The sequence below is a fragment of the Rhodococcus sp. G6(2025) genome, assembly GCF_058628105.1.
On the sequence record NZ_CP179750.1, the window covers coordinates 6,822,257 to 6,834,245 of the forward strand.

13 protein-coding genes are annotated in these 11,989 nt (G+C 67.1%); 9 read left to right on the forward strand and 4 right to left on the reverse strand.

The annotated features are described in order from the left end of the window. Window positions 1-4: 4 nt before the first annotated feature. Window positions 5-1,087 carry an NAD(P)H-dependent amine dehydrogenase family protein gene (locus tag ACLIVD_RS31590; RefSeq protein WP_491931224.1) on the reverse strand — a complete coding sequence of 361 codons (1,083 nt, stop codon included), beginning with the start codon at window positions 1,085-1,087 and terminating at the stop codon, window positions 5-7. A gap of 120 nt (window positions 1,088-1,207) precedes the next feature. Here ACLIVD_RS31590 and ACLIVD_RS31595 point away from each other — a divergent pair, with 120 nt between their 5' ends. The 7 genes from ACLIVD_RS31595 (at window position 1,208) to ACLIVD_RS31625 (ending at window position 5,816) form a co-directional block, all read left to right on the forward strand. Continuing rightward, a complete protein-coding gene (locus ACLIVD_RS31595; protein ID WP_491931225.1) occupies window positions 1,208-1,696 on the forward strand; it encodes a GAF domain-containing protein in 489 nt (162 codons plus the stop codon). A gap of 105 nt (window positions 1,697-1,801) precedes the next feature. Further along, complete coding sequence (locus ACLIVD_RS31600; RefSeq protein WP_491931226.1) at window positions 1,802-2,038, forward strand: hypothetical protein; 237 nt, start codon at window positions 1,802-1,804, stop codon at window positions 2,036-2,038. A gap of 283 nt (window positions 2,039-2,321) precedes the next feature. Further along, entirely contained in the window at window positions 2,322-3,554 is a 1,233-nt protein-coding gene (locus ACLIVD_RS31605) for an alkane 1-monooxygenase (protein WP_491931227.1), read from the forward strand. Then, on the forward strand, window positions 3,554-3,721 hold the full coding sequence (locus tag ACLIVD_RS31610) for a rubredoxin (RefSeq protein WP_164059736.1): 168 nt from the start codon (window positions 3,554-3,556) through the stop codon (window positions 3,719-3,721). Before ACLIVD_RS31605 ends, ACLIVD_RS31610 begins: the two co-directional genes overlap by 1 nt. 1 nt (window position 3,722) lies before the next feature. After that, entirely contained in the window at window positions 3,723-3,908 is a 186-nt protein-coding gene (locus ACLIVD_RS31615; protein ID WP_005251084.1) for a rubredoxin, read from the forward strand. A gap of 5 nt (window positions 3,909-3,913) precedes the next feature. Beyond that, window positions 3,914-5,179 (forward strand): NAD(P)/FAD-dependent oxidoreductase, encoded by a 1,266-nt coding sequence (locus tag ACLIVD_RS31620; protein ID WP_491932941.1) that lies wholly within the window; start codon window positions 3,914-3,916, stop codon window positions 5,177-5,179. Window positions 5,180-5,189: 10 nt separating this feature from the next. Then, window positions 5,190-5,816 carry a TetR/AcrR family transcriptional regulator gene (locus tag ACLIVD_RS31625; RefSeq protein ID WP_009475225.1) on the forward strand — a complete coding sequence of 209 codons (627 nt, stop codon included), beginning with the start codon at window positions 5,190-5,192 and terminating at the stop codon, window positions 5,814-5,816. Window positions 5,817-5,847: 31 nt separating this feature from the next. Here ACLIVD_RS31625 and ACLIVD_RS31630 read toward each other — a convergent pair whose 3' ends face one another. From ACLIVD_RS31630 to ACLIVD_RS31640, 3 genes are all read right to left on the reverse strand, one after another. Then, complete coding sequence (locus ACLIVD_RS31630; protein WP_280780592.1) at window positions 5,848-7,026, reverse strand: 4-hydroxybenzoate 3-monooxygenase; 1,179 nt, start codon at window positions 7,024-7,026, stop codon at window positions 5,848-5,850. A 91-nt stretch (window positions 7,027-7,117) separates the two neighbouring features. Next, the gene (locus tag ACLIVD_RS31635) at window positions 7,118-7,855 is read right to left on the reverse strand and encodes an IclR family transcriptional regulator (protein WP_280780593.1); all 738 of its coding nucleotides are present in this window, start codon (window positions 7,853-7,855) and stop codon (window positions 7,118-7,120) included. Window positions 7,856-7,871: 16 nt separating this feature from the next. Beyond that, entirely contained in the window at window positions 7,872-9,947 is a 2,076-nt protein-coding gene (locus ACLIVD_RS31640; protein ID WP_491931229.1) for an acyltransferase family protein, read from the reverse strand. Between the two features lie 194 nt (window positions 9,948-10,141). Here ACLIVD_RS31640 and ACLIVD_RS31645 point away from each other — a divergent pair, with 194 nt between their 5' ends. Both ACLIVD_RS31645 and ACLIVD_RS31650 read left to right on the forward strand, forming a co-directional pair. Further along, entirely contained in the window at window positions 10,142-11,419 is a 1,278-nt protein-coding gene (locus ACLIVD_RS31645; protein WP_283333699.1) for an MFS transporter, read from the forward strand. Between the two features lie 91 nt (window positions 11,420-11,510). Then, a complete protein-coding gene (locus tag ACLIVD_RS31650) occupies window positions 11,511-11,987 on the forward strand; it encodes a VOC family protein (protein WP_283333698.1) in 477 nt (158 codons plus the stop codon). Window positions 11,988-11,989: the final 2 nt, after the last annotated feature.

An 11,989-nucleotide genomic window follows, 5' to 3' on the forward strand; every position in this document is an offset into this window, starting at 1 on the left:
GTACTCACGGGTGCGAAGCGCACAATCCGCGGCCGGTGACGAGAGGCAGATCGAGTGCGGTCACCAGCCCCGGCTTAGCCCCGACCACCGCGTGCACCGAATTCACCAGCCGCATCGCGGTGACGATCATCCCCGACACGTTGTGGTCGCCGTTTTCGCCGTGGTGGTTGAACTCGACGGTCATCATCGGCTCTCCCGTGATGTCGATGCGGTAGCACCCGTCGCCGCGGGTCGGTTTAGGCCAGTCCGGTTTCTGTTCGGGGTGGGTGCGGGTGACGTGCTCGAGGACCACACGCGGAACCCCGTCGACCGTGCCGACGACTTCGAACCGCACCGCCGCCGCCGTTCCCTTCGCGATGTGGCACGACAGAATGTCCAGATCCTCCTCGGCGGGGATGCGTTCGAACTTCTCCACCAGCGGTTCGTCGAGCGTGAGGTCCAGTCCCGCGGCGATCTGGCGGACGACGCTCCCCCATGCCAGCGACAGCACGCCCGGCTGGAACAGCATCGGCGTCTCCTCGACAGGTTTGCCGAAACCGAAGATCTCGGTCATCACCACCGGCTGGCAGTAGGTGGAGTAGTCGGCGATCTCGGAGCATCGCACCTCGTCGATCCGCTGCGACAGGCTCGTCATGGCCAGCGGCAGAACGTCGTTCGCGAATCCGGGGTCGATACCGTTCACGTGGAGGCTCGCGTCTCCCTGTTCGCCGGCGCGGTGGATGCGGTCGACGAGTTCGTCCGGGACCACACCGATCGGGTACTGCAACAGAACGGGCCCGGAGGACACGACGTTGATGCCCGCCTCGAGGAAGGAGATCAGGTCCTCGATGGCGTCGAAGATGCGGTCGTCCGTCATCGCGGTGTGCACGATGCAGTCCGGCTTCAGGGCGAGAAGTGCCGCTTTGTCGTCGGTCGCCTTCACCCCGAGTTCTCTTCCGAGACCGGCCAGCTCCCCGGCGTCCTTCCCGACCTTCTCCGGATCGGACACCCACACGCCGACCAGTTCGAGGTCGTCGCGGGCGTCGATCCCTGCGATGGCGTGACGCCCGACCGTACCGGTGGACCATTCGACGACGCGGTATCTCATGAGTTCTCTCCGAGTTCCAGAAGTAGCACCCCTCCCGCGAATGTAACAGGTTCTAGTTTACCGGGTGGACGATTGCCGAAGAGTGCTGTCGCGGTTCGGCGTCAGGGAGAATCCATACGTATGACACCCACGGACGTCTACCGCGCACCGATGCGTTCCCGTCGCGACGACGTGGACCCAGGGCTCGCGGTGCAGCGCGCGATCGCCATGCACGTGTGTGGAATCGGCGGGTTGCTGGCCCCACCTCCCGTCGATCTGAGTGAGGCGCTCGACGCGACCGAGCGCACCTACGGCGATCCGGCCGCACGCCGGCTCGAACGCTTCACGCAGGTGCTGGACGGATCGTTCGTCTGGTCGCGTGACGCCGACGGGCTCTACCTCCTCGGCCGGATCGACGGTCCGTGGCGCTACGACTCGAGTCCGGAGGCCACGGCTGTGGATCTGGTGCACCTCCGAGACTGCGAGTGGCTCGACGTACCCGTCGCCGAGCTCGACGTACCGCCCGCGACCGTTCACACCTTCGCCCGCGGTGGACGCAACTTCCAGCAGACCCACCACCCTGACATCGCCGAGCAGACGCGGCGCGTGTGGGACCGCGGAAGGCGGTGACCCGACGCGCCGCGCCGAACGTGGCTGTCCGACCTCCCCGCCGTCGTCGAAACGCTGAGTCGGGAGTGGTCGCTGGACATCGGTCGCCCGTTCCAGCCGGGCGGCGTGACGTCCTGGACGGCGCCCGCACGTCCCGCCGCCGGCGAACGCGTGGTGCTGAAGGTCGGCTGGCGACACGACGAGGCACTGCACGAGTCGGACGGACTCGCGGCCTGGGACGGTGACGGCGCCGTCCGACTGCTCGACCACCGCGGGCTCGACCACACCACGGCGCTGCTCCTCGACTCGGGCACATGGCCGCGATGCTCCGCCCGTGAGTACTTATTAACCGCCCGTGGTTAATAAGTACTCACAGGCGGAGCTACCAGCGGTACCCGAGCAGGCCCAGGACGAATTCGAGCCAGTCGGGAAGTCCGGGATCGCGGAACATCGAGGGCCTCCTCAGCACGGTGTAACGGTGTCGACCTGTCTATCGGCACCGAAGACCCCGGCGTTAGAGCACTGCATCTCGTCGGATTTACAAATCTTCATATTTGTCTAGCCCCTGGATCAAAGTCCGTGTACTGTCCAAATGAGAGTGAGCTGGTTCATACCGGCACGGCTACTGGACGAGGAGGTTCGGATCGTGACGACGTCGAAGGTCGGCAGGATTTCAGGAGAGGCGCCACCGGAAGCGTGGCGTGACCGCAAGCGCTACCTGTGGTTGATGGGATTGATTCCCCCGACCGCAGTGTTCCTCGCTGCGGGGCTCGTGTGGGCTTTCAACCAATTGGGATGGTCGGCGGCTGCTCCGGTGTGGTGGTGGATCGGCGCCCTGCTGTTGTTCGGACTGCTTCCGCTCCTCGACAGGTTCTTCGGGCCCGACGGCCAGAACCCGCCCGAGGAAGTGATGGAACAGCTCGAGAACGACAGGTACTACCGGTACTGCACCTACGTGTTCATCCCGTTCCAGATGGCGAGCCTGGTGTTCGCGTGCTACCTCTGGTCGGCGGACAACCTCTCCTGGCTCGGCATCGACGGCGGCCTCGGGCTGGTGTCGAAGGTCGGCGTCGCGTTCAGCGTCGCCGTCATGGGCGGCATCGGCATCAACACCGCACACGAGATGGGCCACAAGAAGACCGAGCTCGAACGGTGGCTGGCCAAGATCACTCTCGCGCAGACCTTCTACGGTCACTTCTACATCGAGCACAACCGTGGCCACCACGTCCGAGTCGCCACACCGGAGGACCCGGCGAGTTCACGATTCGGAGAAAGCTTCTGGACATTCCTGCCCCGCAGTGTCTGGGGAAGCCTGAAGTCGTCCTGGGAGCTCGAGAAGACGCGGATGCAGCGACTCGGCAAGAGCACCTGGAGCATTCACAACGACGTGCTCAATGCCTGGCTCATGTCGGTGGTGCTGTTCGGTGCGCTCATCGCCATATTCGGTCCGGTCGTCATCCCGTTCCTGATCGTTCAGGCCGTCTACGGTTTCTCTCTCCTCGAGACGGTCAACTACCTCGAGCACTACGGCTTGATGCGTCAGAAGACCGCCAGCGGCCGCTACGAGCGCTGCGCTCCCGCACACAGCTGGAACTCCGACCACATCGTCACCAACATCTTCCTGTACCACCTGCAGCGCCACAGCGACCATCACGCGAACCCGACCAGGCGCTACCAGACGCTTCGGAGCATGGACGGCGCCCCCAACCTGCCCAGCGGCTACGCCAGCATGATCACGCTCGCGTACTTCCCGCCGCTCTGGCGCAAGGTGATGGATCACCGCGTGCTCGACCACTACGACGGCGACATCACGCGCGTGAACATCCAACCCGGCAAGCGCGAGAAGGTGCTGGCCAAGTACAACGGCGGAGTTCGGTGATGGCCGCCTACCAGTGCCCGGTCTGCGACTACGTCTACAACGAGGCCTCCGGCGCACCGCGTGAGGGATTCCCCGCCGGCACCGCATGGGCCGATGTGCCCGACGACTGGTGCTGCCCCGACTGCGGGGTCCGCGAAAAGATCGATTTCGACCCGAAGGTGGCGTGACGTGAGTACCGATTTCAAGCTCTACCGCTGCGTCCAATGCGGATTCGAGTACGACGAGGCGGAGGGCTGGCCGGAGGACGGCATCGAGCCCGGTACCAGGTGGGACGACATTCCCGAGGACTGGTCGTGCCCCGACTGCGGGGCCGCCAAGGCGGACTTCGACATGGTCGAGGTCAGCCGGGCGTGAGCGCAATGTCGAATCACTCCACGAAACTGTCGACGGTGGTCATCGTAGGGGCCGGTATCGCAGGGGCGAGCGCCGCGCTGACGCTCCGGTCGGAAGGCTTCAGCGGGCGCGTCGTCCTGATCGGAGACGAACCCGCACCGCCGTATCGGCGGCCGACGGTGTCGAAGGACTTCCTGTCGGGTGCCACGGCCGCGGAGAAGACCGCGCTGAAACCGGACTCTTTCTGGAAGGAAAGAGATATCGAATTGATCACCGGTGCAACGGCAGTCGAACTCGACACCCGGCGGAAGTTACTGACGCTCTCGTCCGGAGTAACACTGTCGTACAGTGCGCTGCTGCTCGCGACCGGCGGCCGGGCCCGAAAACTCGAGGGTGTCTCCGGTGCGCACGTCTTCACTCTGCGGTCGATGGCCGACGCCGATTCCCTTCGCGAGTCGATTCGACGCACCGGGTCCCTGCTCGTGATCGGCGGGGGTCTCATCGGATGCGAGGTCGCGGCCACGGCGCGGTCGCTCGGCGCGGAGGTCACCGTCCTCGAACGCGACCCGTCGCTCCTCAGTCGAATTGTGCCCCCGGACATCTCGACGATGATCGCGTCGCTGCACTCCGAGAACGGCGTCGACGTCTGCACGGATGTCGCACTGTCGTCGCTCGACGTGAGCGACGACGGCTCCGTCCGCGCCACCGCGGACGACGGTCGCAGCTGGAGTGCCGGCACCGTCCTCGTGTCGGTCGGCACCGTCCCCGAGGTGACGCTCGCGGTCGCGGCGGGACTGCGCGTCCACAACGGCATCACCGTCGATGAGCGGTTTCGCACCTCGGCCGACGGCGTCTACGCGGCCGGAGACGCAGCCAACCTCCCCGGTGCGCGTGTCTCCGAGCGTTTCCGTTCCGAACATTGGAACGGCGCTCAGGCACAGGGGATTGCCGCCGCGCACTCCATCCTCGGACAGCCCACGCCGTTCACCGACGTTCCGTGGGGGTGGTCCACGCAGTACGGCCACAACGTGCAGTTCGCCGGCGCGACCCGTTTCGACGACGACTACGTGATCCGCGGTTCGATCGACGATCGCGATTTCACAGCGGTCGCGGTCCGTGGGAGCACGCCGGTCGGGGTCATCGCCGTGGGCCGCCCGAAAGACCTCCGAACCGTGCGCACCATGATCGCCCGGGGCGGCACAGTCGACCGCGCCGCATTGGCGGACGAGTCGGTTGCTCTGACCGACGTGCTCGCCGGCGAGCGGGAAGGTCGGGTTCCGGCCGCCCGCTAGCATCGAGGTCATGTCCGCAGACGACCGCACCGAGCGACAGAGTCGATACCGGCTGGCCGCGACGTCGCTGATGCGGGAGACAACCCTCGATGCGCTCCGGGAACTGCTGCTCGAACGTCCCTGGCCGACAATCACCATGACCGACGTCGCGGTCGCCGCCGGGCTGAGCAGGCAGACGATCTACAAAGAGTTCCGCTCGCGGCGCGGCCTGGCGGAGGGGTACGCACTTCGGCTGACCGACAGCCTCGTCACCGTCATCGAATCCGCTCTGTACGAGAACCCCGGCGACGCGACAACTGCTCTGCGGGAAGGTTATGCGACGTTCTTCGAACTCAGCGGAGCCGATCCCCTGGTGATGTCGCTGCACCAGGGGAAGGCACCCGAGGATCTGCTGCGCCTGATCACGACGGACAGCAACATCATCATTCGCCCCGCAGCCGAACGGCTCGCCCAGACGCTGCAACGGTCGTGGGTGAACTCGTCCCCGGACGACGCGGACATCATCGCGCACGCCATCGTCCGGCTCGCCTTGAGTTTCATCGCCAACCCACCCGAGGACACCGCGGCGGCGTCGGCGAACACCGCGCGGCTGTTCGCCCCGTTCGTTGCGGCTCCGCCACCCGTGAGTACTTATTAACCGCCCCACGTTAATAAGTACTCACGGGGTGTCAACCCAGCGGGGTGCCGACATAGTTTTCGGCGATGAGGGTGCGGCCGGCGACGGAGCGGGTGACCATGTCGAGTTCGGCGACCTGCCGCTTGTGGCCGAATCCGGTGTCGTCGGGGAGTCGGTGCAGCATTGAGGACATCCACCAGGAGAAGTGCTGGGTCCGCCACACGCGCGGGAGGACGCTGTCGGTGTATCCCTCGAGCCCGGCCCGGCTGCGGGTGGCGAAGTATTCGGCCATCGCCTTGGAGAGGAAGTACACGTCGGCGATCGCCAGGTTCATGCCCTTCGCGCCGGTGGGGGGCACGGTGTGGGCGGCGTCGCCGGCGAGGAAGAGGTTGCCGTGCTGCATGGGTTCGCACACGAAGCTGCGGAACTGCAGGATCGACTTCTGGAAGATCTTGCCGTCCTTGATCTCCGCGCCTTCGCCGTCGACGCGGGCGTGCAGTTCCGACCAGATTCGGTCGTCGGACCAGTTGTCGACGGAGTCGTCCGGGTCGACCTGCAGGTAGTGCCGCTGGACCTCCGGGGTGCGGGTGCTGATGAGCGCGAAGCCGCGGGGGTGGTTGGCGTAGATCAGTTCCTCGGATGACGGCGGGGCCTCGGCGAGGATGCCGAACCAGGCGAACGGGTACTGGCGGAAGTGGTCGGTGCGCACGGTGGTGTCGGGGATGAGACCGCGGGTGGTGGTCCGCGAGCCGTCGCAACCGGCGACGAGCGCGCAGGTGAGTGTCTGCTCGTTGCCGTCGGCGTCGAGGTAGGTGATCTTCGGGTTGTCGGACGTGTGGTCCAGAACCTGCACGTCGGAGACGCCGAAGCGGATGTCGCCGTCGTCTTCGAGACGCCGGGCGATGAGGTCTTTGAGGACCTCGTGCTGCGGGTAGACGGTGACGGCGCGGCCGCCGGTCAGTTCGTCGAAGTCGATGCGGTGGCCGCGGCCGCCGAACCGCAGTTCGATGCCGTGGTGGGTGAGTCCTTCACGCTTGACGCGGTCGCCGAGTCCGGTGTCGACCATCAGGTCGACGGTGTTCTGTTCGAGCACACCGGCCCGGATCGTGCCCTCCACCTCCTCGCGGGTGCGGCTTTCGAGCACGACGGAATCGATGCCCTTCAGGTGCAGGAGATGGGACAGCATCAGTCCTGCGGGACCCCCGCCGACGATCCCGACCTGTGTGTTCATGAGCAGACTCCTCGCGTAGTTCGTGACACCAGTCACTGTGCTGCCCGCCGTGTGATCGCAACACCCCCTCTTTCACTGAGTGAAAGACGAGCTACGCGACGCCGCGGGAAATGCCGCGTGCGGCCGCCCGCACCGCCGGGATCAGGGGCGCGGGATCCTTTTCCGCCGGAACCACGACGGACACCGCTGCCACCACTTCACCCGTCGACCGCGACACCGGTGCGGCCACGGCCAGCGTTCCGACGTTGAGGTGTTCGCGGCACGTGACCCAGCCGGTTCGGCGGATGTCGTCGAGGGTGCTGCGCAGGCGATGTTCGGTGGTGATGGTCGACGGGGTGAAGCGTTCGAGGCCCGCCGCGAGGACCTCGTCGAGCAGGTCCTTGCCGCCGAACGCCAACAGCACGAGGCCGCCGCTCGACGCGTGCAGCGGCAACCGGCCGCCGGCCCTCCCGACGACGGTCACGGCACCGCGCGCCGACAACCGTTCGATGTAGAGCGCCTCGAGATCTTCCCGGACCACGAGCTGGACGTTCTCACGCGTCGCCTCGTACAGGTCCTCGAGGTACGGCAACGCCACCTGCCGCAATCCGTGGGCGCGGGGCGCGAGCGCACCCAACTCCCACAGCCGCACCCCGATCTCGTAGTGCCCGTCGTCGACGCGTTCGAGGGCGCCGTTGCCGACCAGTTGACGGCACAGCCGGTGCACCGTGGGCAGCGGCAGTCCGGTGCGCCGGCTCAGCTCCGACTGCGACAGCCGAGGGCGCTCCGAGGTGAACGAACCCAGCACCAGGAAGGCGCGTCCCAGCATGCTGCGGTCGTCTTCGGACATGCCGCCAGTATCCCGGTCACCACCAGCGGGTGGCCATGCCGATCTGACGGTCGAGTTCGGGGACGAGACTCCGGACGTACGTCGCCGAGAGGTGATGCGAATCGTGATACACGAGGATGTTTCCCTGCACCGCACGGCAGATCGCCACGTCACACACGGCGTCCGTGAGGTCGAGCGGATGCACCGACGGCAGGTCGCGGGCCGCCTCGAGGGTGGGGTTGTCCGGGGCCAGCACGTCGTCCCGGCGCATCCCGCAACTGTCGGCGTCGCCGCCGTCGGCGAGGCAGTCGACGACCGAATACGGGACGCCGTCGTTGTGCAGCCACGGGGTGTCGCGGATGCCGAGGAACGGGAGCCCGAAATCCGCCAGCCGCGCCCACAGGCCCACGTAGTCGTCGGGGGTGATGTCGCCGGCGCCCTCCTCGTTGGGACGCGAGGACGTCGAGAACACCCAGTCCGGTCGGTGATCACGGAGACGGTCGAGGACGTCGCGGGACCAGTCGCCGCAGTCGGGATACGGCTCGCCGGCGAGCAGCGGATCGTCCGCGACGGTCAGCGGGCACCCCATCTTGAGGTACGTCTCGACCCGGATGCCGCGCTGTTGCCCGATGCGATCGAGCGCGGGCACCCAGTGCTCGGCGTGGGAACTGCCCACCACGGCGATCGTCCGGTCGGCGGTGAGGTCGCCGTACACGCAGGTGACGACGTCGCGGGTGCTCAGATCGGAGATGCAGCCGTCGAGGGTCGGCTGCGGAAGATCTCCCGACGCCTCGAGCAGGGTGGGTCGCATGTCCGTGCGCGGCGCGAACGCGCCGTCGGTCAACGACGCCGCGCCCGGGTACAGCCACGGGTCCAGCTCACCGACCCGGGCGGTCGTCTCGGGGTTGCGGACCAGATACACGTGCCAGCCGGACGCGGTCCCGACCACGGCGACGCCGAGGATCGCGACCAGCGCGGTCAGCGCTCGCCTCGGCCGGGCCGACCCGGTCTGGAACCGCGCTTCGATCAGCCGCTGGGTGAGCCACGCCAGCACCAGCGACACGAGGGTCACCGCGAGTCCGCCGAGCGCTCCGACCGCGGGCCGCTCCCGCCACGTGAGGTAGAAGATGAGGATCGGCCAGTGCCACAGGTACAGCGAATACGCCAGGCCACCGAGTTCGACGAACGGCCGCGACGCCATCATCGTCACGATCCCCGGCTGCTCGGACCGCCCGGCGCCCGCGAGGATCAGCGCCACCGCCGCGCCGACCGGGATCAGGGCCGCCGGTCCGGGGAACAGGGCGGCGCCGTCGACGAGGAACCCGCATCCGAGGACCACGGCGAAGCCCGACACCGCGAGGACGGTCCGCGACCACCGGGGCAGCGCGACCCGGTGCACGACGAGCGCGAGCAACGCCCCCGCGAGCAGCTCCCACAGTCGCGCGAACGTGTCGAAGTACGCCCACGACTGCCGGTCCTGCGACAGCACGGCCGCGTAGGCGAACGACGCCACCAACCCGAGAACGAGGACACCACCCAGCACGCGGCGGAGGAGGTCCGGTCGGCCGCGACGACGGCACGTCCACGCGATCCCCGCCACCACCGCGAGGGCGACCAGGTAGAACTGCCCCTGCACGGACATCGACCACAGGTGCTGCAGCGGACTGACCGACGCGTCGGCGGCGGCGTAGTCGGACGCCGTCCGGGCCAGCTGCCAGTTCTGCACGTACAGCAGTGACGCGAGGAGTTGGTCCGCAATCCCCGACCACTGCGTGAACGGCCGCTGGATCACCGTCACGACCGCGGTCGCGGCCGACACCACCACGAGCGCGGGCAGCAGCCGGCGGGCGGTGCGCCGCAGGACGGCGGGAATCGACGGACCCGAATCCGCCCCGGCGCGTCGCACGAGCATGCCCGTGAAGAAGAACCCGGAGAGGACCAGGAAGATGTCGACGCCGCCGGACACCCGCCCGAACCACACGTGATAGACCACGACCAGCGCGATCGCGATTCCGCGCAGACCGTCGAGGTCGTACCGGTAACCGTTCACGGCCGACGGTGGCGCCGCGGCGTGGCTCGGACGGCTCGCAGCCACCTGGGGGTTGGGTCTCACAATCCGTCCTGGCTCATCGATTCGGTACCCGATCGATTATCCACACAGGCTTTACCAGTTCTTGACCTGCCGGGGCGTGGAGTAGCCGATGTTTGACAGGCAACTATGGCGCGCCACACAATAAGTCCGCGTATAGAACTAGGGTTCGCATCGCGAACGCCCCGCGCACATCACCGCCGAATGTCGAGGACATCATGACCACTTCCCAACGAAGCGCCGCCCGCGCCTCCACCGCCCTCTGGGTCGCGCCCCTGTGCTGGGTTGCCGTGCTGCTCGACGGCTTCGACCTGGTGGTCCTCGGTGCCGTCATCCCTTCACTCCTCGACTACGAGGACTGGGGTCTGACCACTGGAACGATCACGTTCATCTCGACATTCGGCCTGGTCGGCATGACCATCGGCGCACTGGTCATCGGGACGCTGACCGACGTCATCGGACGCCGGCGAGCCCTTCTGTATGCCGTTGCGGCGTTCTCCGTTCTCACGCTCCTCTGCGCCATGGCGCCCAATCCGTTCTTCTTCGGGCTGTTCCGCTTCCTCGCGGGAGTCGGACTCGGCGGCGCACTGCCGACGGCGCTGGCCCTGGTCAACGAGTTCTCGAAGAGGCAGGGCGGCGGTTCCGCGTCGACGCTGCTGATGACCGGATATCACGTGGGTGCCGTCGCAACCGCTGCGCTGGCGATCGTGCTGATCGAACCGTTCGGCTGGCGTTCGATGTTCGTCGTCGGCGCCCTGCCCGCCGTGGTCCTGATTCCGCTGATGCTGCGGTATCTCCCCGAGTCCCCGTCGTACCTGCTGGCGCACGGCAAGCGCGCCGAGGCCGAGGCCGTCGCGAAGCAGTACGGCCTGGAGCTGGAGGCTGCACCCGCCGCCGACGCTCCCGTCGCGGCCTCGGCGAACCCGGTGCGCGCCCTGTTCTCGCGTCCGTTCCTGCGCAACAGCATCGCCATCTGGGTCACGTCGTTCATGGGACTGCTGCTCGTCTACGGTCTCAACACGTGGCTGCCGACGATCATGCGTGAGGCGGGCTACAACCTCGGCGCGTCGCTGACGTTCCTGCTGATCCTCAACGCGGGCGCGGTGGTCGGTCTGCTGATCGCGGGCGGCGTCGCCAACAAGATCGGCCCGCGCACGGCGGCCATCATCTGGTTCGCGGGCGCCGCGGTGTTCCTCGCCCTGCTTAGCGTCAAGGTGTCGTTCGGCATCTACGCCCTGGTGTTCCTCGCCGGCTGCTTCGTGTTCAGCGCACAGGTTCTCGTCTACGCGTTCACGAGCGCGAACCACCCGCCGCAGATCCGCGCGACCGCGCTCGGGTGGTCGGCCGGTGTGGGCCGGGTCGGCGCGATCTGCGGTCCGATCCTCGGCGGCGTCCTGCTGGGCGCCGGCTACGCGGTTCCGTGGGGCTTCTACGCATTCGCCCTGGTAGGGCTGTTCGGAGCGATCGCCATCTCCTCCACCCGGACGGTGCGCTGAACTCCTGACAGCCGTTCGATGAGTTTCGGGCGTGGGCGCGGTCTATATCGGCGAGGATGAATCGACGAGGACCTGCGAGAGGAACTGCGCCATGAAACCGATCACCCCCTGCCTCTGGTTCGACACCGAAGGTGAAGAGGCCGCGAAGTTCTACACGTCGCTGTTTCCGAATTCGCGGATCACGGAGGTCACCCACTACGGTCCGAACACTCCCGGTCCGGAGGGGGCGGTGTTGACGGTGTCCTTCGAGATCAACGGGCAGCCGTTCATCGCGCTCAACGGGGGCCCGCAGTTCACGTTCGACGAGGCCATTTCCTTCGAGATCCTGTGCAAGGATCAGGCGGAAGTGGACCGGTATTGGGACGCCCTCACCGGCGACGGTGGTGAGGAAAGCCAATGCGGTTGGGTCAAGGACCGTTTCGGCGTCTCCTGGCAAGTGGTGCCCGAGCGGCTGTACGAACTCATGCGCGACCCGGACACCGAGAAGGCGCAGCGCGCCATGCAGGCCATGCTGCAGATGCGCAAACTCGACGTCGCCGAACTCGAGAAGGCGTTCGCGCAGGCGTGATG